Raw genomic sequence first — 25,972 nt, 5'->3', positions numbered from 1 at the left:
ATTGACAGTATATTACCATTTACATCAAAAAGCTCATCATGAACTCATGATTGCCAAGAGCTTGTCCGGGCTTGTTTATTGTGTATTCAAATAAATAGCCGAGTTGCAATTTACCTGCTATGTTCACTCCGGAAGTAAACCCGTAAGAATTGTTTGTCCGGTACGTGAAACCGGCCTGGAAAATCTTATTTAATGTAGCTATGAATCCGGTGGACAGAGCCAGGTCATCTGTTTTTAATTCAGGAAACAGGATCAATAATTCCGGTCTGAACTCAATTTTATCGGTAATATCAAAACCATAAGAGGAATACCAATGAATAAGAGTCAGTGTATTCTTTTCCGAATACGGATCGAAATACTGGAAATGAGTTGAACTTAAGCCAAGCCTGAGGTGAGTCGACCTGAAAAATAAACCGAATTGAAAATCATAAAAGGTGTCATGTCCGTTATCGTCAATGAGAGGTTCATCAAAAGGAAAATCATATTTCATAAGTGTCATTCCTGCCGAAATTCCGGCACTCAGTAATCGATCTTCTCCCAATTTCATATGATAGGAATAGTTGAGTTTAAAATCATGGTTAATCAGTGTTTGGCCGTATCTGGCAAATGAATAGTCGAATCCTGCTCCACCGTGCAGGATGTCGGACTTCATACCGAGCATCAGGCCTAAATTTAACGGAGCATCCTTATGACCTACCCATTGGCCCCGGCCTGTTATTGAAGCCTCGTAAATACTTTCGGTAGCAGTTGCGGCAGGATTGAAAAGAGATTTGGTATTCCAGAACATTGTATATTCAGGAGAAATTACCCTCACCGGGTGGATTATCATTTGAGCCTGGCAGATCAGTGAAGACAGGAATAAAAAGGCTGTAACGATGCAAGCCTGAAGTGGTTTACTCATAGGTTTATTTTTCAAACATATATAAATCCTCAATTATCTTTTCACTAACTTACAGGTATAATGATTGGTTTTAAAAATATATATGCCCGGTTTAAGATTTCCTGTATATTGAGTATTTAAACCATTATATATTGGGAATGATTTTACAATTCTGCCATTCATGTCATATAGTTCACCTGTAAGCCCGTTTTGATCTGTAATTAAATTTAAATACTCTTCCATTACGCTCGGATAAATCCGCAGGAAATCATGGGAATAATTTTCTGTAACATTTATCATGGAATACGGATAAAAATAGTACAGCCTGGTTGAAATGAACCAGCTTTGAGTATTTTCATCCAGGTGATACCATGATTCCATATATTCGTTATCATGATAATCATAATTGAAAATAACTTTCAATGTATTAGCCCATGTACTTGAATTTCTCCATTGAGATCCCAGCAGTGATGTTTGTTTCCCTGATTGACTATACTGCAATTCTTCACGGTAATTAAGATTCCAGCTTTCTGTTAAAGATTCCCATGAATAATACAAAAGAAGAGAATAGTTATTGCCTGTATATTCTTTAATTTCTGTTCTGAAATTACCTGTCCACTTTTGGTTGGCAATGTCCCACGAATAATACGAATCTTCAATAAGCTTTTTGTTTTCATCATATTTCATTGAATCCATGGTAACGAATCTCCACACGCCATGTCCTTTTTGCCACAAACTGGTCCTCTTTAAAACCAACTGTGAATCCTGGTTATAGTATAATTCGGTTTTTGTGGTTGTATCTCCCGGTTCTTCCTGCATCATTTCATTAATCCAGGATATTACTATGTATTCGGTATAATGATCTTTGTAAGTATATTCATAGTTTTGCCGGCTTATCAAATTCCCGTTTATCTGATCAGGCTCAATTAAATATTGGGATTCCTGGCTCAGATCATTTGAATCATTATAGAGATAATCAATTTTGTTGGTAAGTGACCAGTCTCCGGAAGAAGTGTCCCATGAAAAAAATTTTAAACCGGTACGATTTCCGATAAGATCGTATTCTGTATCATTCCGGTATGCCCCTTTCCAGAAATTCCCGATCGTATCCCATTTATAACTGGCATACATGGTTATTCTGCCTGTCTGATCCCAGCCATATACCACTTTTGTATCCTTAAGTGAATCAGAACTTGAATTATATGTATAGGTTATGCCCGAGTCAGGGGTAAATTCCTCATTTGAAATATCAAATATTTCGGTTTTAAACGTACCGGATATTTCCTGTTGAGAAAATAAAGAGGGGTACAGGTTGAAAAAAAGTGTTATCGAAAATAATACAATGAATGAGGGTTTCATAGCAGATAAATTTGGGTTGTATAGTATACTTTGATCTCGATGTGAAGGTTCCTTCTTTACATTAAAATCTAGCAAAAAACTTCCCCTATAACCGATTATTGGGTATTATAAAATTGATTATCTTTTCTCTTTGCTTAAAAAGCAATGAAAACCGTAACACTCATTATCCTTTTTTTATTTTACCTGAATGTTTCATCTGGTCAATCGGTTATTGGACTGGCTGCAGGGCCAAATTACTCAGTAATTCCCTACACCACTTACTATGATGTTGCTGATGCAGATTCAAAATTCTCCTATACCGTTGGTTCTTCTTTTACAGCACCTCTTTATAAGCATTTCTCCTATTCTGTTGGTATAAACTTCAACAGGCTGGATTCACATATTACTGCCCATGAAAGTTCGGCTTCTCATCATACAATTGAAGACATCGATCTGTCGCTGGGTTTTGTTGCATTAAATGTAATGCCTCAATTTTCATTCGGGAATAAAAAGAGTTTTTACATAAAGGCAGGAGGCTATTTCAGTGTACTAGCAAAATCAAAAGAGTCCGGAACCTACGAAACTTTTGTAGTGAACGGTGATCATCACCAGGGAAAGATAAACCGGGATGCAAGAAATGATTATGAGGATTTTGACTATGGACTGGCTTTCAATACAGGAGTGAGATTAAAATTTGATGAGGTTTCCTGGTTTGTGGTTCAGACAGGGTATAACCTGGGGTTGTATAAATATAACCAGGTTGGTTCTAACATTCGGAACGTTAAAAATAGCGGTTTTAAATCAGCTTATTTTCTGCTGGGATTTGATTTTAAATTAGGGCCTAAGTAAATTAAATAAGTATATTTATTCAACCTTATAAACTAATAACCTTATTTGTTGAATGAAATCCTGTTTTCATGAAAACCGGTATCAATTCTCATATTTTTCTCCTATGTGTATTTGTGAGGACAAAAACGTAAGAAATTTCATTATCTTGACCTCAGAAATATGCGAAACTAATAGTTCAACACCCATAACAATCTCTTAAAATTTATTTGATCATGGAAATTCTCATTCAGTATTGGTGGATTCTTTTGGTAATCCTCTGTGTTATTCTTTCGAAATACATAGCCCGCGTCTTTTTGGGGATGGTAATTGTGCCTGAAGACAGGATAGGGTTAGTTACAAAGAAATTTGTTTTATTCGGAAAATACAAGGAACTGCCTGGCGGTCGCATTATTGCCACAAACGGTGAAGCCGGTTTCCAGGCAAAGACACTTGCCCCCGGATTGTACTTCGGGAAATGGATATGGCAATTCGAAATTAAAATGGAATCGTTTACGGTTATTCCCGAAGGGAAAATAGGCCTTATCCTGGCAAAAGACGGGAATGAGATTCCAACCGGTAACATCCTTGCCCAGCGGGTCAGCTGTGATAATTTCCAGGATGCCGAACAGTTCCTTACAGCAGGCGGACAGCGCGGAAGGCAGGCTTCCTACATTACAGCCGGTTCCTATCGCATTAATACCATGCTGTTCCAGGTTTCAATAACCGATATGGTACGCATCCAGGAAAGTATGGTAGGGATAGTAACAACCCTTGACGGACTTCCGATTGAAAGGGGACAGATTGCAGGTAAGATCATCGAAGGCCATAATAACTTCCAGGATTTTGATACCTTCATCAAAAATGGCGGAAACAGGGGATTGCAGCCCCAGGTGATCCTGGCAGGTTCTTATAACCTGAACCCGTGGGCCATCCAGGTTGAAGAGACACCCATGACAGAAATTCCCATTGGATATGTCGGCGTTGTTATTTCTTATATAGGCCAGGAGGGCAAAGATCTTACAGGTTCCGATTTCAAACACGGCAATATTGTTGAGAAAGGCTACAAGGGCGTTTGGCTTGAACCGCTTGGTCCGGGAAAATACCCGATCAACAAGTACACTATGAAAATCGAACTGGTGCCCACAACCAACCTGGTTCTGAACTGGGCATCGGCAAGGAGTGAAGCGCATAATCTCGATAAAAACCTGTCAACCATCACCGTTCGTTCAAAAGACGGTTTCCCGTTTAACCTGGATGTGGCCCGGATTATCCATGTGCCTTCAATCGAAGCACCCAAGGTAATAGCCCGTTTCGGGAATATGGTAAACCTTGTTTCACAGGTGCTTGAGCCTACTATAGGTAACTATTTCAGGAACTCGGCGCAGGACAGCGATGTGATTGCCTTTTTAAGCACCCGTAAAGAACGGCAGGATTCGGCCAAAGCACATATCAAGAAAGTGCTGGATGAATACAACGTGAATGCGGTGGATACCCTGATCGGTGATATCGTTCCCCCGGAAACCCTGATGAAAACATTAACCGATCGTAAGCTGGCCGAAGAACAGAAAGTAACCTACGAAACCCAGAAAAAAGCCCAGGAAACCAGGCAGGGAATGGAAAAAGAGACTGCCATTGCGGACATGCAGAAAGATATCGTAAAAGCGCAGCAGAGTGTTGAAATTGCCGAAAGGACTGCAAATGCGACAGTTAAGAAAGCTGAAGGCGATGCCACCAGCGTAAAACTGGCCGTGAGTGCCGAGGCCGAATCGACTAAAATGCGGGCTCATGCCGAGGCTGAATCCACCAGGGCAAGAGCACAGGCAGAATCGGAAGCCATTAAGCTTAAAGCATCCGCCCAGGCTGAACAGATTTCATTAACCGGTAATGCCGAAGCAACCAAGATCAGGGCTATTGGTAAATCCACGGCTGAGGCCTATGAACTGGCTGTGAAGGCCATTGGCGGTGATAATTTCACCCGGTATAAGATCACGGAAGAGCTGGCAAAGGGCAATGTGAAATTGATCCCCGATGTACTGATCGGCGCAAACGGCAACGGAAATGCAGTGGAAGGAATTCTGGGGTTAAAACTCATGGAAATGATTGATCCTAAAAACGACTTTAATAAACCCTGGCCCCCAAACAAGCAAAGCCTGAGCACCGAGGGTGGAGACTAAAAGTGTGATTAGTGATTAGTAACTGGTAACTGGTAACTGGTAACTGGTAACTGGTAACTGGTGACTGGTAAGTCCCTATTGTCCCTATCGTCCCTAATGTCCACTAAAAGCAATAGCAGAAGACCATCAGACCAAAAGACCGAAACCATGAAAATAGCCTTCCTTTTATTCCTGAGCTTATTCATCAGCTTCAGTGCCTTCGCCCAGCGAAACGGCAAATCCATAAGTCCCGATTTGTTCGGGTTGTTTTTTGAGGATATAAACTATGCAGCGGATGGCGGTTTATACGCTGAGCTGGTTCAGAACCGCTCGTTTGAATACAATCCTGCCGAACGAAGGGAGTGGAGTCCTCTTTCCTACTGGGAATATTTGACACCTGGCTTTTCATACGGAAAGATCAGCGTCGAAACCGCTTCCCCTCTCCACATAAACAATCCTCATTATGTGGTGCTTGATGTTGAGTTTGTAGGAAATTACAGTCAAAACAAAGGCCAATCGGGAGTGGGAATTAAAAACTACGGCTTTGATGGCATAGTAGTTAAAAAAGGTGACCGATATAATCTCTCATTGTTCATCCGTCAGATGTCGGCTGATCCTGTTGCGGTTTCAGCAAGCCTGCAGACACCCAAAGGAACCATCCTGGCCGAACAAACCTTTTCTACTTCATCAGGTGATTGGCAGAAATACACAGCAACCCTGATCCCTTCAGAAAGCTGTGATAGCGCAACCCTTGTAATTCTTGCCACTACAAAAGGCAAGCTGGCCCTTGATGTCATTTCATTATTCCCGGGAAATACTTTTAAAAACAGGCCTAATGGAATGCGTCCCGACCTGGCGCAATTGCTGGCCGACATGAAACCGGCGTTTATTCGCTTTCCCGGAGGGTGCCTTACCCATGGAGATGGTTTAGGAAATATGTACCGCTGGAAGAATACAATTGGACCACTTGAAGAGCGCAAGGAACAGCGCAACATCTGGGGGTATAACCAGACAGCAGGGCTGGGGTATTTTGAATATTTTCAATTCTGCGAAGATATCGGCGCCAAACCCCTGCCGGTTTTGCCGGCTGCAGTAAGTTGCCAGAATTCAGGCGGTACATGGCGCATCGGGGGAACCGGTCAGCAGGCCATCCCGATGGACCAGATGCAGGACTATATTCAGGAAGTGCTCGACCTGGTGGAATGGGCCAATGGTTCCGTAAATTCCGAATGGGGCGCCAAACGGGCAGCCGCAGGCCATCCGGAACCTTTCAACTTGCAGTATATCGGCATCGGCAATGAGGACAAGATCACACTGGAATTCAAAGAACGGTTCAAAATGATCTATGATGCCGTAAAGGCAAAACATCCTGAAATTACAATAATCGGAACGGCGGGTCCCTTTCACAGCGGTGAGGATTTTGATAAGGGATGGGCATTTGCCAGGGATCTGAAAGTGCAGGTTGTGGATGAGCATTATTATGTAGATCCCGCATGGCTGTTGGCCAACCAACAGCGATATGATAAATATTCCGCTTCAGCAGGCCAGGTTTACCTGGGTGAATATGCATCATGGGGTAACAAAATGCGGAATGCCATTGCAGAGGCTGCTTACATGACATCGCTCGAGCGCAACGGTGATGTGGTGAGGATGGCGTCCTATGCTCCCTTACTGTCGAAAAAAGGATTTACACAGTGGAATACCGATATGATTTATTTTGATAATGTCAGGATATGTCCATCGGTAAATTATTATGTTCAGAAGCTGTTCTGTGAGAATAGAGGCGACCTGTATTATGACAACGTGATACAGAAAGATGAAAAAGACACCCTGGTGGCATACTCCTGTGTTAAAGACAGTAGGACCGGTGATATTATTCTGAAATTGGTAAATGCAGGCAGTGAACGGAAAGTTTTTAAAGTTAACCTGAAAAAATTGGGAGAAATTTCCTCAGAAGCAGATCAGACTGTACTGTCAGGTGATGCCGATGCGGAGAACACATTTGAAAATCCCCGACATATTGTTCCGGTTACTTCAACGATTAGGCCCGGCAAATCATTCACCTATTCCGCTCCGGCAATGTCATTGACAGTGATGAGGTTGAAAAGGTAAGCAAGCCATACCCTTTACGGTTTAATACTGAGTGGGTTGGAAAGGAATTACTTGACAAACCTCACAAAATGTATTACCTTTTAACGAAAAAATGAAAAAAATTATCACAAACAGCATGATGCTGGTAGGAGTTCTTTTTTTGCAGAGCGCCTGTTATTCTCCACTAATGTTAACCACACCTCAGGATTTCAAAAACTACTCAGGTAAGAAATCGGTTTGGGTAATGGAGGTTACGAAAACAAACGGTGTTGCAGTGAAGTATTCCCGTAAGTTTCCGGGTGTATTAAATGACACAGCTGTTATTGCAAAAATTATGGCTGAGAAATCGATTTCTAAAGACCAGGTGGATGAAACAATTATGAATAAAGACAAAGTGACTAAATTCAACAAAGACGGAAAAGTTTATAAAGTCAGTAGTACAACCGATTCCCTGCTCTATTATAGTCAATTAGAAATTCAATCAGTGCCTATTAACCAGGTTGCGGAAATCCAGGCGATTAAATACAAACGTGCCCCCTCCATTATCCTTACGGTAGGTTCTATTTCAGCAGTTGTTGCAATATTAGAGCTTTTTATAAATGGGCTTATTTAGGAACCGGACGAGATAGTTATCACCGCGTACCCTAATAGCTTAATAGCCTAACAGCCTGATATTGTCTTCAAACAATCAAAATACTTCTTTGTTATCATGAAATAATGAGTTTAAATTGGAGGGTAAAATGTCCTACACCGTTGATTTTGAAAAGGTATCCACAGTTGAACTGGAAACTTCACCTGTTGCTGAAGCACTGGCCGGCCTGCGTGCCAATGAAGCCCGTTATTTTAAAAACAAGTATAACCACGAATTTAAAGTGGTTCCTGCCAGCCAAAGTGAAGAAACACTTGATTATGTAAATAATATCCTGAAGAAAGAACGGGGTATTGTTTTTTCGGCAAGACCCCTTGAAACCTCGCAATTCCAGGTTGAAAATATTAAATGGACCTATGTTTTTTACGAAGACGGGCTATCGGTGAATGTCCTGTATACCCTTGACGATCCTAAGAAAAGAGCCGTTGGCTTTAAGCTTTCTGAAGGAATGCAAATCCCCAAAGAACTGGAAGGCAAATTCAAATTTGCCACCCAGAAATCCAAGCTGGCCGGCACAATCCGGGGATCGTTTTTTGTGATTAAGGGGGAATATTAGGCTGTTAGTCTATTAGACTGTTAGTCTGTTAGTAAAAACCCATCATTGCGATCTGGGGAAGCAATCTGCCTGTACACCGGATTTACTAATAGACTAACAGACTACAGACTAACAGACTTTCTTGCTAATAGCCTGATAGCCTAAAAACTGCTAATAGCCTGTAATAAACCTAAAAAACAAACCTCAACCCTGCGTTCACATAAAACAAATTGTTCCTGATCCCTGAATTGAGGTCCGGCTGATCGTCAAATACTTCGGATAATCCAAACTCATATCCTGCGTCAACGAATACATATCGGATCACGTCAATTCCCACTCCGACATTCCATCCCCAGATCATGCTGCGCATATTGTCAACCAGGTCAACTTCACCGACAACCCCGTTATCACCTACCTTGCCGCCGAGTTTAAAAGCAGCGTTTGGCCCGGTAAACACGCGTAAACCAAGAGGACTGTCCATTCCACTGAAATTATACCCGATCATCAGGGGAATCCTGAAGTAAGTGCGTTTCAGGTCGAAATCCTGCAGTGAAGAAACCGGGCCGGTTATATTTGAGTTTTTGAGGAACTCGAATTGGACTCCCGGCTGGACATAAAATTTATTTCCCAGCTGCAGGTCAACGCCTACCTGGTACCCGAATGTATACTTCAGATTTTCATTCGTAAAAAGGTTTTTCGTCAGGGTCGAATTATTCATTCCGACATAAGGACGAATGGCATACTGTGCTGAAATGCCGGCACAAGCCATAATGAACAGAAGCAGGAAGCCGGATTTTAAAATAGTAGATTTCATATAACTGGTTTTAGTTGAACATAAGTAACCACGCCTTTTACAGCGCTCTTATAGTTATCAACCGGCGTAGTTTTAATAAGTTCAAAACATTTCTGACAGATATCACAATTTCTCACAGATATTACACTTTTTTCGGTGCCTTTTCCGTGGTTTTCTGTGATAGCTAAAGCCATAAACAGGAGGGTACTCAAAGGATAGCAAACCCCGGCCTGAAGTCCGGGGCAATTGAATGGAATGCCGGATGCCGGATGCCGGATACTGGATACTGGATGCCTGATATACCGTGATAAGTTTTCTTACTAACAGACTAACAGACTAACAGGCTTCAGACTAACAGACTACAGACTAACAGCCTTTGCCGTCCGGAAATGCTTCATCAGTTTTGTCAGCGTTTCTGCTTGTTCTGCAAGAATTCCTGCACCTGAAGCCATTTCTTCAGCGCTCTTGGCATTCTTTTGAGTGAGGTTGTTTAATTCCTGTAAAGCGTGATTGATTTGTCCGGTTCCGACATTCTGTTCAGCACTGGCTGTGGCAATCTCTTTAATTAAACCAGTTGTTTTTTCCATAAGGGGAATAACCTCTATCAATTGATCGCTTGCTTCTTCTGAAATCCTTACACCATTTCTTGAAACCACCTCAATTTTATCAGCGGCTTCCTTACTCAGAGTGGCAAGTCTTCTGACCTCTGCTGCCACAACTGCAAAACCACGGCCGTGTTCTCCTGCCCGGGCAGCTTCAACGGCGGCATTGAGCGATAAAAGATTGGTTTGGGATGCGATATCATTGATAATCCTGATTTTTTCAACTACATCATTCATGGCTTTCAGGGCGACCAGTGCGGAATCATTCCCCCTTTTTACATTCTCGTTTGCATTTTCTGCTATCTTTTCTGTTTGCGCGGCATTTACCGAACTATTTTCAATATTTACAGCCATTTCTTCCATTGAAGCGCTTATCTCTTCAAGTGATACTGCCTGCTGACTTGCACCGCTGGCCAGCATCTGTGATGTTGAATTTAACTGCTGACCTAGAGTGGAAATCTCGTTGGAACTATTCTGAAGTCCTTGTATTATCCCGTTAAGATTTTCAGACAGCATCCTGATTGACCTTGCCAGTTTTCCCAATTCATCGTTGCGGTTTTCCATGCTTTTTGAGATGGCAATTTGAAGGTTCCCTTCAGCAAGGCTTTCCACGTTGGCTATAGATCTGTCGAAAGGCTTCTTTATAAGCCGGTATATCTGGTAAGCCAGGAAAATGGTAATCAGGGCACCTGTCGGCAGTGATAAATACTGCGGATAGCTGTCCGGAAAGGCATCAGTCATTTTTGTATTGGCTATGACAACGAAGATATTGGTAACCCACAATGACATAATCTTATAAAGCAATGACTTCCTGAACATAAAATTCAATAAGATTACAGAAACAGGAATGCCCAATCCGAAAGTAATCAGCGTTTGTAATATAATTTTATTCATTTCAATGTTTTTTAGTAAATGCGTTTCTCATCCGGTCCATTTGTAACAAGGGTTACCGATTTTCTTAAACGGAACAGGTGCTGAATGGATATCAGGAAAAACAACAGGATTGAATAGGAATATCACGGAGATGCAATAAGGGAATTCCCTCAATGAACTTTTCATAGCCCTCTGTTGTTCTGCAATTACTCTATGAAAAAAATAGGCTTTTTATCATTCGGACACTGGGCCAACCGGCCGGGTTATAATGTACGCACGGCAAGTGATGCATTGCTTCAATCCATTGATCTGGCTGTTGCATGTGAAGAAATGGGACTTGACGGTGCATATTTCAGGGTGCATCATTACGCGGCCCAACTTGGATCTCCGTTTCCTTTATTGTCTGCCATCGGTGCCAGGACAAAAAAGATTGAAATAGGGACAGCCGTGATTGATATGCGTTATGAAAATCCGTTTTACATGATCGAAGATGCAGGTGCAGCGGATCTGATATCGGGAGGAAGACTCCAGCTGGGAATCAGCAGGGGTTCGCCGGAGCAGGTAATAGACGGATGGCGCTATTTTGGTTATGAACCTGCCGATGGAGAAACAGATGCCGAAATGGCCAGGGATAAAGCCTTACTATTTCTGGATAAGCTGAGTGGTATCGGATTTGCTGAACCCAATCCCCGTCCCATGTTCCCGAATCCTCCCGGCTTGTTACGACTGGAACCCCATTCTGAAGGATTGCGCGACCGCATCTGGTGGGGCGCTGCTTCCAATGCAACTGCCGTATGGGCGGCAGAAAACGGGATGAACCTGCAAAGCTCCACACTCAAATTTGACGAGAGCGGAAAACCATTCCATATCCAACAGGCAGAGCAAATCAGACTTTACAAGGAAGCCTGGAAAAAGGCCGGACATAAGCGTGAGCCGCGGGTGTCGGTAAGCCGGTCCGTTTTTGCGCTGGTGAATGACCAGGACAGGTATTACTTCGGACAGGAAGCAGAACGTAATGACCAAATCGGTTTTATTGAGCCAGGCAAACGGGCCATTTTCGGAAGAAGTTATGCGGCAGAACCGGATGAACTGATTAAGGACTTGGCCGAGGACGAAGCGATAAAGGAAGCCGATACGCTACTATTGACCATACCCAATACGTTAGGGGTTGAGTATAATATTCATGTATTGTCATCCATTCTGAAGTTTGTCGCCCCGGAGCTGGGTTGGAGGTGAGCTGGGGCTCGGCTGCGAAATCTGCGAGAGAAAAAACAAGTCGTCATTAGTGGGGCGAAGCAATCTTTTGCTTTTTGCCGGGTAATTGCTATATTTATATACCCAAAACATAACTTATTTGAAAATGTCTATCAGAAATTACTGTTGCCGCATACTTCCTTTAGTATTTCTTGTGGTTCAGAATCAATTCATAATTGCCCAAAACTTTGCCAGTAAATGGGTATTTAATGAGTTTACAATAAACTTCGAAAAAGATTCCGCTTTTGTTGAGAGGAATAACCTTGCTGATTACCGTTCAAATGGATACGCATCAATTTGTGATGCCGATGGCAACCTTATTCTGTATTCGAATGGAATCAATGTGTGGAACCGGAATAATGAGCTGATTGAAAATGGTGATAGCCTTCTGAATCCGGATTATTTAGGCACATCTCTCAGGGCATCCTTGATCATACCTGCACCCGGAAATGCTGACAGGTACTTTATATTTAACATGAATCCCTATAACGGAAATGAATTTGCGGGATTGTATTTCTCAGAAGCAGACATGTCGGCAAATGAAGGAAATGGTAAAATACTGCGTAAAGGAATTAGGCTTATTGATTCCACCGGAAACCAGATTACGGCTTTGTATCATGCAAACCGGCATGATGTTTGGGTTATTACCCATCGGATTCAATCGAACTCTTACTATGCCTTTCTGATAACCGATGATGGAGTATCTGAAAAGCCCGTTGTGAGCACTCTCGGCAAAATTCATGATTCATCTTTTGAAGGCCAATTAAAAGGTTCGCCCGATGGCAGGAAAGTTGCCGTAAGTTATAATACCTGGAGACAGGGTGAGGGTTTTGACTTGTTTGATTTCAATAATGAAACGGGCAAATTGTCAAATGCCATGAGTTTTCTTTTGCCATACCAGGGTTGTCATGGTATTGAATTTTCGCCTGATGCGGTAAAGCTTTATGCATATGAGTCCGGAAGCATTGGCACATTGTACCAGTTTAAAGTCTACCCTGATAATTATGATTCCATTCTTGCTTCCCGGAAGGTTGTTTTAATGAATCACATTACATCGTTAGAATACATGCAGCTGGGCCCCGATGGAGTTATATATATTACCAAGGGGGGCGGAGGGTATGACGGAACTATGTATTTAGGCACGATATCAAAACCAAATGAAGACAGTGCCCATTGTGAAGCAGTTGAATTGGGCCTTTACCTTGAAGGTGCTGATGCTATTACCGATTTGTTTCCTCATTATATTCAGAACTATTTTTTTAAAACAAATTATTCAGTTCACGGATCCTGTCCAGGAGAAAATATATCTTACATCATTTCGAATACCATAGGGATTGATTCGGTTGATTGGGATTTTGGAGATCATACATCCGGTAAAATGTTAAATCCGGTTCATAAATACAGCAACCCCGGGAATTATAATACCCGCTTAATCGTGTATTATCCCGAAAAAACGGACACTCTTTACAAGCCGGTCGTTATCCATGAATTACCAGTAGTAAGTCTTGGCAATGATACTGCCGTTTGTTCCGGTCATTTATTCACCCTGAGAGGTAAATACAGCAATATTACATGGCACGATGGAAGTCATTTGAAATATTTTCAGGCTAAGAATACGGGAATATATAGTGTACAGGTCAGCAACAGTTTTGGTTGTATTCAATCTGATTCAATTAACGTTTTTGTGAATCCTTCCCCGGTAGTAAACCTGGGTAAAGACACCACCATTTGCAGTAATTCGGTAATCCGGTTAAATGCGGGACAAAATAATGCCGGGAATGATCGTTTATGGCACAACGGATCAAAAGAAATGTCATTTTTGGTTACTGGTGAAGGAAAATTCTGGCTTCAGGTAACAAATGAATATAATTGCATCACTAAAGATGAAATTAATATTGCCACAAAACCGGCTCCTGAAGTGAACCTGGGTAATGATACAACCCTTACGGGTTTTGATTACTTATCACTGGACGCCGGGTTTTTTGGTCATACGACTACCTATTTGTGGAACGATAATTCAACCTTCAGATATAAGTATATTAACGGAAGTTCTTCTTTACCCGGCACATACAAAGTGTTTGTGCGCGTCACCAATGCGGACCATTGCACAGGAACGGACACGGTTAAATACACTGTTTTGCAGGATATAAAATGTTACAACGATTGCTTAGGAAGAGAGACGGTATTCCTGCTTGGTTCACCTGGTATAGCAGATTCCGTTTTTTGGGATTTCGGTGACGGCAATTCATCCGGGCAGGTAACAGCAAAGCATACATATGCTGAGGCAGGAGAATATTATATATCGTCGATCATTTACTCCGGTTCCGGAACCGATACGGTTTCAAAACCTGTCAGGATTATTCCTTTTCCTGAAGTTAACCTGGGTGAAGACATTTCAATAATTCCGAATTCAATCCTTACTCTTGATGCAGGAGCTTATGACACTCCGGTGTCGTATTACTGGGACAATTACTCCACTGATCAATACCGGAATATATTCGGAAACGATATTACTCCCGGAACTCATATGTATTTCGTAAGAGTCATTTCAAAAATTTCCAATTGTTCGAGTTCTGATACAATCAGGGTAACATTGGATGTTGGTACCAAGATTAACCCCATGCAGAATGCTGTTTTGATAAAGGAATACCCTAATCCCGTAGAGAATGTTTTCTTCATCGAGAATCCACTGATGAGCCATTTAAAAGTCATAATATATGATATCAGCGGAAATACAATGGGTCAATGGCAATTGGTTAAAGGAAATAACCAAATCAATGTGGAATATTTCAAGCCGGGAATCTACTTTCTGCACTTTCCTGATCAAAATATGAGGGACATAAAAATTATAAAATATTCGGTGCAATGAAAAAATCGTTACTGATCCTTGCCATTATTTTATTGCCAGCTTTAACAACAAACGGCCAAAATCCGATCAGGCATTTCATATCGGTTGGTGAAATGGCAGCAATCGGAGATATCCTGTATTTTTCAGCTGATGACGGAACAAACGGAAGCGAATTGTGGAGAACTGATGGAAGTCCGGAAGGCACTTACATGCTCAGAGATATTAACCAGGGGTTTTATGGAAGCAATCCCGCAAGGCTTTTCGTTTATAAAAACGAATTGTATTTCTCAGCTGATGACGGAATACACGGACAGGAACTATGGAAATCCGATGGAACCGCTGAAGGAACTAAAATGTTTGAAAACTTCCGTCCGGAAGGGTATTCAAATGATAAGGGATCCAATCCCGGTAATTTTATTGCCTTTAAAGGGATGCTTTTTTTTACAGCTGCCGATACACTATACGGTTCCAACTTGTGGAAAACTGACGGTACAATAGAAAATACAAACCGTGTGGCTATATCGGATTATATTTCATTATCAAACCTCACAGCCACAAGTGACAAGTTATTTTTCATAAAAAACAGGGGGCCTGTTGAACTTTGGCAAACCGATGGCACAAAGGAAGGAACAGAAATCGTGCAGGTTGATGATTATTATACTGTAAAGCCAGTGGCTACATGCAATAATAAGTTGTATCTGGTTACGAATACTACATATAATGAAACAATACGGTTTTATGTACTGAATCCCGGTGATACGGAATTTACTCTGTTGAAAGTGTTCTCAGGATCTTCCCAGCAAATCGGTAATTTTACCACTGTGGGTAATGATTTGTACTTCTCAATCAGAGTAGAGTCGCCATCGGACAATTATAAGAATCAGCTCTGGAAGACGGATGGAACTGAGGAAGGGACTATCCTTGTAAAGAGCTTTAATTGGATTTACTATAGTTATGAATCGGATATTGGGAGTTTTATATCCTATCAGGGCAATTTGTTTTTTAATGGTGGTGAAACAACCGGTTATTCCTTGTGGAAATCGGACGGCACTTCTGTAGGCACAAAAATGGTTTCGGATGTATCTGTTCAAAACAGAAGCAGGATGGTTGTTTCTGACAGTTTATTATTTTTCAGTCATGAAAATGAATTATGGTATTCCGATGGAACATCAACAGGTACCCGGTTATTTGCCGACGTGGGTGCCAGTTATGAAGGCATAAAAAATTTTAGAAATGCAGGCAGCCTTTTATATTTTTATACAGCGCCTGAAAATTATAATTATGTTCTCTGGAATACTCTTCGCAAGCCTGATATTCATGTTGAAATTGGCTGGAGTGAAATCTCATCAGGTTCAACTGTCGATTTTGGCGACCGTCATGTGGATATATCCGATTCAAGAAATTTGATTATCAGCAATAGAGGACTTAATGAATTATTCATTTCAGAGGTAAATCTTTCAGGTAAAAGCTTCTTTACCAATGCAATACCATGTATGATTGAGGCAGGTAAAAGTAAATCATTTCAATTAGTTTATATACCGGAATCAGAAGGACCAAAATCAGAGGTTTTAAGAATTTCCAGCAATGACAATAACGAAAGCACTATCAGTGTAAATCTGAAAGGCAATGCGTTGGCTGCAGAATCAACTGATTTAACATCCGTTTCTTCGCTTAATTTTTCTTATACTCATGATTTACCTGTACAGGATACCCTGGAGCTTTCGTCAGATGAAATAAGTGAACTTTCTGATCCCGGAACAACAGTCGGATTATTTACTGTAAAGGATGATCAGGAAGATTACACGTTTAGTCTTGTTAGTGGTTTGGGTGATGAAGATAATAACAAATTTGTTATAAGCGATAATAAACTGATCACCCGTTCACGGCTTGATTTTGAAACGCAGTCAACCCATGTTATCAGGGTGCATGCTGAAAGTAATTCAGGACACGCCATTGAGAAATATTTCACAATCAGGATAAAAAATGAACCGAAAAATATCCTTGGGTGCGGTAAGGATTTTTATAGTCTAAGTTATGGCTTAAATAAAATCGTACTGAAAGATAATCAGGAAATTTTTGCTGTCGGCGAAGAGGGAATTATTATACGATCGGGTGATAACGGCACAACATGGCAGCTGGTGAAAAGCGGGATAAAGCAATCGATAAATGAAATACAATTTGTTTCAAATGATGTGGGATATATCCTTTCCCAAAATATCATGCTGAAGACTGAAAACGGAGGCACAACGTGGTTTCCGATACCCTCTTATCCTGCGGCAAAGATGCAGTTTATTTCCGCTTCCACAGGATTCATTGCTGATAAAAATGGTAATGTTTACAGGACGGATGATGGGGGCCACCATTGGATAAAAATCCGACAGGGATATAGCGATGATTTATACTCGTTGTTTTTTCTGAATGAGCAGAAAGGATATATTATCGGACGCTATAATTACCTGGCAACCACCAGCGATGGAGGTAAAACCTGGACCAATATCAATATGGACGATTTTCAGTTTTCCTGGTTTACGGATATTACATTTACGGATGAGAATCATGGATTTCTGGTTTGCGAAGATGGCAGAATACTTGTATCAATCGATGGGGGAGTAACATGGACATCAGGCCCCCGGGTAAGTACTGATTATGCCGAAAACATTGTTTTTACCGATCAGAATACGGGTTATATAAGCGGTGGCTGGACATGGGGGAATGTATATAAAACAATTGACGGAGGAAAAACATGGAAAGGGGTATTAACAACGCCTGGCAGTCCTTCGGGTATAGGAATAAGCTCCGATGGCAATAACATCTATATTGCAGGCCATACCTCCGGTTACGGAAGCACTGCTGAATCAGGTCATTTTATCTGGCAATCATCGGACGCGGGAGAAAACTGGAATAAAATATCAGAGCTAAACGGTGTATGCGATTTTTACAGTACACGATTTTTCAAAAATGGTACAGGCTATCTTTTTGGAGGATACTACAATGGAAGGGGAATTGCTTATAAAACCATTGATAACGGAATAACCTGGAAAGAACTTTCCCTTAATGCTGCTTATAATATCAGGAATTGTTACTATGTAAGCCATGATTCAATTATTGCCATAGCTGACAGTGTTTATTTCACCTATGATGGTGGTTTAAGCTGGAATAGCAAGAGTTACATGGACTACAGCTGGAGTTACAGTTTTGTAAATTTTGATACCGTTTATGCCACCTCATACCAGGAAGCACTTAAATCCATTGATGGTGGAAGCCATTGGCAAACCATACGATCAAACGATGAATGGTATTATTACTGTTATTTCAGGAACAGTTCCCAGGGTGTGCTTGTTGGTTTCGATTTCATAGTGACTACAAATGACGGGGGTAAAACCTGGAATAAATATGATCATAATCTTTCACGTGTGTTCAAAGGCGTATGTTATATTGGGAAAGATACTATTTTGCTTGGGGGGGATGACGGGATTATCCTGAAATCAACGGACGGAGGTATAAACTGGAGAAAAATATATACAATTATTCCGGTTGACATTGTGTCTATTCATTTTACAGGCAGTGATACCGGCTATGCACTTGGCAGCAATGGTGGCGGTTGGACAAATCTTTACCAGACTTCGGATGCCGGCGAGACATGGCACCAGATGCCAACCATAAGCAGCGACTTGCAGGGAATGGTTATATCAGAAAATAGTGAAATTTATGTATTTGGTGAACGTGGTTCCTTTTACAGGTACAGAAATCAGCTACCACCTGTGGAGGCCGGATATATCAATTTACCCGACGGATATTGTCCGGGACAGACAATCAGGCTTACCTCACCAGCTATCTATAACACACAATTTAACTGGAATATTCAGGGAAACTGTACTTATACATATTCAAATGGAGAAGCCCTTGTCAAAACCGATTCTGCAGGATTGATCACCGTTACCTTAACGCCTTATAATGGATGCGGATCGGGCATTTCAAGACAGGAGTCCATCGTGCCGGTTGAGCCTGAAGAGTCTGTTTTAATTGGGAAAGACAGTGTAACACAGGGTGAAACAGGTGTAGTATATATGCCGGATATCGAAAAGGTAAGAAACTTGTGGCATATAGAAGGCAGCAGGTATGTGGAAGTCCTTGTTCCCGGCCAGGTAAATGTTGATTGGGGCAATCCCGGCAAGGGATTAGTACAACTGGTGCAAACGGATGAAAAGGGTTGCAGGACAAAAACAGAAAAAGCTGTGGTGATCGCGGCAGGAACAGCAACTAGTACGGACCATACACCAGGCTGTACTTTAAAAGTTTATCCTAACCCGGCAACAGACAAACTTTTTGTCCTGTTTTCCGGACAGGTCGAAGATTGCAGGCTTGAAATTTTCAATAGCGCTGGTATGGTATGTCTGAAGAAAACTATAAACGGTTCTGATGCCTTGATAGATATTTCAACCTTTCCGCGTGGAGTATATACACTGGTAACAACCATTCAGAGCAAATCAGCTACCACTAAGATTATAGTTTATTGAGAAAACTGAATTTTTTCGACCAGAAGACCAGTGGTCCTTCTTACTAATAGCCTGATATGCTAAAACTGCTAATAGCCTAAAAAGGGTACTCCTTTATCACATTGAATACCCCGCTGATCACCATCTGAACGGCAATTACGGCAAGGATCAATCCCATGATCCTGGATATGGCTTTGATAAGGGAAGGCTTTAGCCTGTCTGCGATCCGCTTGCTCAGCATGAACATGAGATAGGTGATAACGCATACGGTTGCAAATACAAGAATGATCAGGATGGTATTCAGGAAGCTTTTTCCCTGTCCGACAAAGTTCATTGCGGTAGAAATGGTTCCCGGTCCGGCCAGCAAGGGAATGCCCAGGGGCGATATAGCCATATCCTCATAAGGTGCGTCCGTGTCGATGACTTTTGATTTCTGTGCCCGGGAGACTTTGTCCTGTAATTGATTGTAACCGATAAAAAATACAATGATGCCGCCGGCGATCTGGAAGGCCGGAAGCGTAATGTTGAACAGCTTGAAAATGATATGGCCGAACAGGCAGAATATCGCAATAATCACAAAAGCGGCAGTTACAGCTCTCCGGGCAACCTTTTTTATAATTATCGGATCGGCGTCTCCTACCATCGACAGAAATACAGGCGTGTTACCAATAGGATTCAGAATAGCGAAGAAACCGATAAAAACGGTTGTCAGCAGCAAAAACAACTGGTTCATGGAATTCATGGCAAAAGATTTGATTACGAAAACTTAGCGCAATTTACTAAAGTTAAAATAAGTTTATCTTTCTTCCTAATAGCCTGATCGCCTAAACTGCTAATAGTCTTTCTTTCCCAAAAATTACACAGAGTTCACAGAGGTAACACAGAGGATCACAGAGTTTTTCTCTGTGATCCTCTGTGCCTTCTCCGTGGTTCTCTGTGATAGATCCGACCAGTAAACTTTTTAGTCTAACAGACAAACAGACTACAGACAAACAGACTGTTTTCAAATCGTAAATCTTAAATCACAAATCGTAAATACTAACAGAATTTCTTCCTAATTGCCTAATAGCCTAATCTGCTAATAGCCTTTTTTGCATCTTTGCACAAAACCGTCTTGTCATGAAAGCTTTTCTCATCACTGTTGCTTTGCTTTATAGTTTCTCCTTAACCCACGCCCAGTTCAGTCGCGGAGTGAATCTCACAGGGTGGTTCCAGGCATCAGCGCCGCAGAAAATTCAATTTAAAAAATATACTAAAACTGACTTTGAGAACATCAAAAGTCTTGGCTGTGATGTGATCCGGCTTCCTATAAACCTATTTTACATGACAGGAGGCAAACCGGGCTACAGCATCGATCCGTTGTTCTACGACTTTCTAGACCAGGCCGTATCCTGGGCCGAGGATCTGAATATGTACCTGATCATCGACAACCATTCCACCGATGATATCGCCAGCAAAAACCCGGATCTTGAAAATGCCCTTTCAAAGGTTTGGCAACAAATGGCTGAACACTACAAAAACAGGTCATCCTTCATCCTTTATGAAGTGATGAATGAGCCTAACGGCATAACCACCCAGAATTGGGGACGGATCCAGCAAACGGCAATCAATGCCATCCGAAATGCAGATACTACGCATACCATTGTGGTCGGAGCATCGGCCTACAACGGCTATAACGATTTGCAACTGCTTCCAGCCTATACCGATAAAAAACTCATTTATACATTTCATTTTTACGATCCGTTTCTGTTCACACACCAGGGGGCAAGCTGGCCGGTTCCTTCAATGGAACCCCTTACCCGCATACCTTTTCCTTATAATGCCGACAGCATACAGGCCTTACCACAGGTCCTGGCAGGTACATGGCTGCAAAGTGCATACAACAATTACCCGGTTGATGGAACCGTGGCAAAGGTGAAACAACTGATTGACATTGCCGCTGCCTTTAAAACAAACCGGCACGTTCCGGTATATTGCGGCGAGTTTGGGGTGTATAACCTAAACAGCAAGAGTGCGGAAAGGACTTACTGGTATGGTGAAGTCATGAAATACCTTGAAGAAAAAGGAATTTCATGGACTACATGGGATTACCAGGGTGGCTTCGGGTTATTCAAAAAAGGCACCGGCGAGATGTTCGATTATGACCTGGATACGGCGCTGGTAAGGGTTCTCGGCCTTAACGTTCCTGAACAGAAGGAATACCAGATGATACCTGACACAACAGGTATGATCCTTTATGACGACTATATAGGAGAGAAAATAATTGAATCGGGTTATGCCAATGGCGGTACTATAAGTTTTTATTTCTCAAACATGCCCAATAACGGAAAGTATTGTATATACTGGACAGGATCAGGACAGTACGGAACTATAGGCTTCAATCTTGCACCGGACCGCGATTTCTCAACCCTGGTTTCTGAAAATTATGCGCTCAGTTTCCTGGTGAGAGGTAATACTGCGGGAACAAAATTTGATGTTCGCTTTACCGATACCAAAACATCAGCGTCTGATCATCCCTGGCGGATGAATTACACCATTACCGAGTCAAAAGCACCGTGGGACGGGAAGTGGCATAAAATATACATACCGTTAAAAAATTTCGTTGACCAGGGCTCCTATGACAATGGCACCTGGTATCCTTCTGCGGGAGCTTTTGACTGGAAAGCGGTGGATAAATTCGAATTTGTGGCTGAACAGGGTTCGATGGCCGGCAAAAATGTGTTTTTCGATAATATCACCATAACAAACCAGGATACTGCGCAGGTTTTCGTTTTCGTGAGCGCGATCACCGTAACCGGTGAAAACGGATCGGACAGTATAACCACTGTCGGCGGTACACTGCAAATGCTTGCAACTGTTGAACCTTCTGATGCAGCCATAAAAACAGTCAGTTGGAGTGTTAATGATACCTCGTTGGCCATAATTGATCAAAACGGCCTTTTAACCGCCAGGAAAGAGGGTATTGTGACAGTAAGTGCGTTAGCTGAGGATGGTTCGGGTATTCAAGGAAGCACCACGGTTATCATTTCCTTCCCGGTCATTACAGGGGTGAATACTGAAAACGGGCATGATGTGATGATTTATCCTGTACCTGTAAATAACGGCGTACTGCATATAACGCACAACATGGGAAGTGTGGTTGATATAAGTGTTTACAATGTATTCGGCCAACAATTGCTCCGGCAGCAATCGGATCAAACGGTTATCTCATTTGATGTTTCCCGTTTATCCCCCGGTTCCTACATACTCAAAGTAGCTTGTAACAACACCGTGACCACCTTTAAATTTGCTATAATTAATAAATATCAATAGGGGCTTTGCCCCTAACCCCACTTCATTCTTTTTCTTGACAAAAAGAACGAAGCAAGAAAAGTCAAGACAAAACGATCCCTACCCGCTCTGCCGCAAGGCAGGAATTTCTAACAACCGGACGCAAGCTCGCTTATAAGAAATTCCATGCCTTGCGTCATTCACCTCCATATCGCCCTTCCCGTTTTGTCACGGCCAACCCACGGTACTTCGAATAAGGCATTACCTTAATCAAAGCCGCCATGAAGACTACAGACTAACAGACTCTCTTCCTAATAGCCTAATAGCATAAAACTGCTAATAACCTTTACATGTAACCCCCTGCACTTTTTCGGCGTATCCGTTAACGATCACATTATCCGACACCCATGATAAAATTTTTCTCCAGGATTGTTCCATCCATCGTCGTTTCATTGTTATTTCTGAATACATCATTATCTCAGACTTCTATTCCCGACAGCTTAAAAAACATCATTGCCACCACAAAAACAGATACGGTTAAAATACTTGCCCTAAAGGATCTTGCCTTTTATTTAAGCCGGAATTCCCCTGCAGAGGCCGAAGCATTATGCAAGCAATGCCTTGAGCTTTCCGATAAAGCCGATTATGCACAGGGCATCATAAAATGCAATAACATAATGGGTATTATCAGCATTTATAAACCCGATTATGCCACTGCCATAGAATATTTCAATATTTCTCTGAAAAAAGCCCGGGAAGTGAATGATCATATGGCAATTTTCAAAGTTTATAATAACCTGGGAAGTCTTTATATAAACTTAAGTGATTATCAAAATGCTGCCAGATCATTTTCCCAGGCGATGACAATAGCCGAAAAATTAAATGATAAAAAATCCATTGCGCAATGCTGCAACAATATTGCGATTATTCACCAGGACAATAAGAATTATGAAAAAGCAATGGAGTATAACAACAGGGCAATTAAGATTTGCAAAGAACTCAATGATGAGATGCTTCTCAGCCAGGTATACAGCAATGTCAGTACCATTAAGTTTCTTCAGAATAATTACCAGAGTGCCATAGATTATTGTCTGAAGGCCATACCGCTTCAAATGCGTGCTGACGACCTGTATGGACTGGGTATTAATTTTGTGAATCTGGGGGAGTATTATTTTGCCTTTGTCCAGGCCGATTCCGGTGACCTTAAGGAAAAGAATATGGCCCTTGACAGTTCTGACTTTTATTATAAAAGGGCTTTGGCGGTAGCCTTAGAGTTAAAGGATGAACAACGTATCTGCAATTCAAAAATCGGGTTGGGAAATATTAGCTTATATAAGAAGAAGTATGCAGATGCAAGAAAAAATTTTAATGAAGCGCTGCAATTATCCAAAAAAACCGGCATCATTGAAACCACCATGCAGGTTTATTCCTTACTGGCCGATGTGGATATGGCCATAGGAAACTATAAAAATGCTCTGGAGAATTTCCGGATACATAAAATTTATAGTGACAGTATATATACGAGCGAAAATCAGCGTTCCATCAATGAGTTGGAAATAAAATATCAAACCGAAAAAAACCAGAAGGAAATTGAGATACTCAATCGTGACAAGGTATTGGCATCCATCAGGAGTAAGATCCTCATCGGCGGGATATTGGTATTGTTGTTAATCCTGCTGATATCCTATAAGGCATTGCAGATAAAAAAGAAAGACAACAAAATTCTGACACAAAAGAATGAAGAAATAAAAAGGCAGCGTGAAGAGATTCAGAAACAGGCAAACTTTCTTGTGGATGCAAATCATGAAATCACGATACAGAAAGAACAGATAGAAAAGGATCATACGAAAATAACCGACAGCATTTCATACGCGCAATATATTCAGACGGCAGTGATGCCTTCTTATGAGTATATCAATCAATTTTTACCCGGAAGCTTTATCCTGTTTATGCCGCGTGATATAGTAAGCGGCGATTTTTACCTGGTTAAGAATTCGGGTCGTAAAGTTTTCATTATTGCGGCAGATTGTACAGGCCATGGCGTTCCCGGTGCGTTTATGAGCATGCTGGGCATAGCCATCCTGAATGAACTGATACAAAAGCACGAAAAGAATGGGGCGGCTCAAATCCTTGAAGCGCTCAGATCCCAGGTAAAATCGGCACTTCAGCAAACAGGTCGCAAAGGTGAACAAAGTGAAGGAATGGATATTGCGCTGTGTATCCTTGACCAGGAAACAAACCTGTTGAATTATGCCGGGGCTTACAGTCCGTTATGGTTGTTCCGAAACGCGGAGCCAGGCCAGCCTTCCGAATTCATCGAATATAAAGCTGACAGGCAGCCGGCAGGAATCTATCTTAAAGAAAAGCCTTTCACCGATCATGTCATACAGGTAAAGAAAGGCGACACCTTTTATATTTTTTCGGATGGTTTTTATTCACAGTTCGGGGGTGATCATGGTGATAAAATGAAATCAAGGCGTTTTCAGGAAATCATCACCGAAATAAACAATCTTCCGATAGACCGGCAAAAAGCCGCATTGGAAAAGCATTATGAAGATTGGAAAGGCAGCGAAAATCAAATTGATGATATATTGGTTCTGGGCGTCAAGGTTTGATAAGGTGGGCGGTGAATATGAACCCTTGCCAGGCTAATTTCTAACAGACTAACAGACTACAGACTAACAGACTCTTCATAAGCCTTTTTTGCTATCTTAGTATACCCAAAACCTAAAAACATGACCAAAATAGTATTACTTAAATGGGTACTCGGTACTACCCTTATTTTTGCCTTTTTTCCTGTGAAAGCGCAGGACACAATCAATAAGACAAATGGTGAAAAAATTATTGGCAAGGTATTACTGATTGATAATTCAACAGTCAGGTATAAGAAAAGCAGTAATCCCGATGGTCCGGAATATGTCATTCATATTAGTGAAATCTCATATATACGTTATCAGAATAATGAAATTGAAGCATTCAAAAATCAAAGAGCGGTCAAGGAAGATAAATATCAGGGGTTGCGAAAGGATGAGATTTTAAATGATATGACTAAAAAAGGAAATAAAGTCTATATTGAGTCGAAGGATGAGAATTCTGTGTTGCATGCTAAAAATGGGTTAGAGAAGTGGGGCTATTGGGTTGTGACAAATAAAAAAGAGGAGGCAGATTTTATATTGCGGTTTGATTATGTCTTTGGCGGATTAGGCGACACATTCGGAAGGGCATTATTTATCAATCCGCAAAATGGTGAAGTGCTTTTGAAGACAAAGGAAGTGAATACCATGATGTCAATGGATATGAATACCAAGAGAGGCCTCATCAATAAATTAATAAATAACGAAATCCGTCCTTTCTTTAAATAA

At 41.5% G+C, this 25,972-nt stretch carries 16 protein-coding genes; 11 read left to right on the top strand and 5 right to left on the bottom strand.

The genetic code is table 11. The features are described 5' to 3' along the window. Positions 1-19: 19 nt before the first annotated feature. The gene (locus VK179_05280; GenBank protein HLO58130.1) at positions 20-901 is read right to left on the bottom strand and encodes a PorP/SprF family type IX secretion system membrane protein; all 882 of its coding nucleotides are present in this window, start codon (positions 899-901) and stop codon (positions 20-22) included. Between the two features lie 33 nt (positions 902-934). Continuing rightward, positions 935-2,239: a T9SS type A sorting domain-containing protein gene (locus tag VK179_05275; GenBank protein HLO58129.1), complete on the bottom strand. Its 1,305-nt coding sequence runs from the start codon at positions 2,237-2,239 to the stop codon at positions 935-937. Between the two features lie 144 nt (positions 2,240-2,383). On the opposite strand from VK179_05275, the gene VK179_05270 reads away from it, so the two are divergent. The 5 genes from VK179_05270 (at position 2,384) to VK179_05250 (ending at position 8,495) form a co-directional block, all read left to right on the top strand. Then, entirely contained in the window at positions 2,384-3,067 is a 684-nt protein-coding gene (locus VK179_05270; protein HLO58128.1) for an outer membrane beta-barrel protein, read from the top strand. Positions 3,068-3,279: 212 nt separating this feature from the next. Beyond that, positions 3,280-5,220 (top strand): SPFH domain-containing protein, encoded by a 1,941-nt coding sequence (locus VK179_05265; protein ID HLO58127.1) that lies wholly within the window; start codon positions 3,280-3,282, stop codon positions 5,218-5,220. A gap of 147 nt (positions 5,221-5,367) precedes the next feature. Continuing rightward, entirely contained in the window at positions 5,368-7,311 is a 1,944-nt protein-coding gene (locus VK179_05260; GenBank protein ID HLO58126.1) for an alpha-L-arabinofuranosidase C-terminal domain-containing protein, read from the top strand. A gap of 91 nt (positions 7,312-7,402) precedes the next feature. Next, entirely contained in the window at positions 7,403-7,903 is a 501-nt protein-coding gene (locus VK179_05255) for a hypothetical protein (GenBank protein HLO58125.1), read from the top strand. A gap of 127 nt (positions 7,904-8,030) precedes the next feature. Then, positions 8,031-8,495, top strand: a complete 465-nt coding sequence (locus VK179_05250) for a hypothetical protein (GenBank protein HLO58124.1) — start codon at positions 8,031-8,033, stop codon at positions 8,493-8,495. A 169-nt stretch (positions 8,496-8,664) separates the two neighbouring features. On the opposite strand, the gene VK179_05245 is transcribed toward VK179_05250, so the two are convergent. Further along, on the bottom strand, positions 8,665-9,288 hold the full coding sequence (locus VK179_05245; protein ID HLO58123.1) for a porin family protein: 624 nt from the start codon (positions 9,286-9,288) through the stop codon (positions 8,665-8,667). Between the two features lie 338 nt (positions 9,289-9,626). After that, positions 9,627-10,763 (bottom strand): methyl-accepting chemotaxis protein, encoded by a 1,137-nt coding sequence (locus tag VK179_05240; GenBank protein ID HLO58122.1) that lies wholly within the window; start codon positions 10,761-10,763, stop codon positions 9,627-9,629. Between the two features lie 192 nt (positions 10,764-10,955). Between VK179_05240 and VK179_05235 the strand changes: the two genes are divergently transcribed. The 3 genes from VK179_05235 (at position 10,956) to VK179_05225 (ending at position 19,361) form a co-directional block, all read left to right on the top strand. Beyond that, positions 10,956-11,978 carry an LLM class flavin-dependent oxidoreductase gene (locus VK179_05235; protein HLO58121.1) on the top strand — a complete coding sequence of 341 codons (1,023 nt, stop codon included), beginning with the start codon at positions 10,956-10,958 and terminating at the stop codon, positions 11,976-11,978. Positions 11,979-12,102: 124 nt separating this feature from the next. Next, positions 12,103-14,865: a PKD domain-containing protein gene (locus VK179_05230; protein HLO58120.1), complete on the top strand. Its 2,763-nt coding sequence runs from the start codon at positions 12,103-12,105 to the stop codon at positions 14,863-14,865. After that, positions 14,862-19,361, top strand: a complete 4,500-nt coding sequence (locus VK179_05225) for an ELWxxDGT repeat protein (GenBank protein HLO58119.1) — start codon at positions 14,862-14,864, stop codon at positions 19,359-19,361. The genes VK179_05230 and VK179_05225 overlap by 4 nt, the downstream gene beginning before the upstream one ends. A 76-nt stretch (positions 19,362-19,437) precedes the next feature. On the opposite strand, the gene VK179_05220 is transcribed toward VK179_05225, so the two are convergent. Beyond that, a complete protein-coding gene (locus VK179_05220; GenBank protein HLO58118.1) occupies positions 19,438-20,082 on the bottom strand; it encodes a MarC family protein in 645 nt (214 codons plus the stop codon). Positions 20,083-20,459: 377 nt separating this feature from the next. On the opposite strand from VK179_05220, the gene VK179_05215 reads away from it, so the two are divergent. The 3 genes from VK179_05215 (at position 20,460) to VK179_05205 (ending at position 25,972) form a co-directional block, all read left to right on the top strand. Further along, a complete protein-coding gene (locus tag VK179_05215) occupies positions 20,460-22,652 on the top strand; it encodes a cellulase family glycosylhydrolase (GenBank protein ID HLO58117.1) in 2,193 nt (730 codons plus the stop codon). A 365-nt stretch (positions 22,653-23,017) separates the two neighbouring features. Next, positions 23,018-25,225, top strand: coding sequence for a tetratricopeptide repeat protein (locus VK179_05210; protein HLO58116.1), 2,208 nt, complete (start codon positions 23,018-23,020; stop codon positions 25,223-25,225). A 120-nt stretch (positions 25,226-25,345) separates the two neighbouring features. Further along, on the top strand, positions 25,346-25,972 hold the full coding sequence (locus VK179_05205; GenBank protein HLO58115.1) for a hypothetical protein: 627 nt from the start codon (positions 25,346-25,348) through the stop codon (positions 25,970-25,972).

This window comes from Bacteroidales bacterium (assembly GCA_035299085.1).
GTDB lineage: Bacteria > Bacteroidota > Bacteroidia > Bacteroidales > UBA10428 > UBA5072.
The sequence above is the reverse complement of the archived record's forward strand: the minus strand, read 5'-3'. Positions and strand labels throughout refer to the sequence as shown.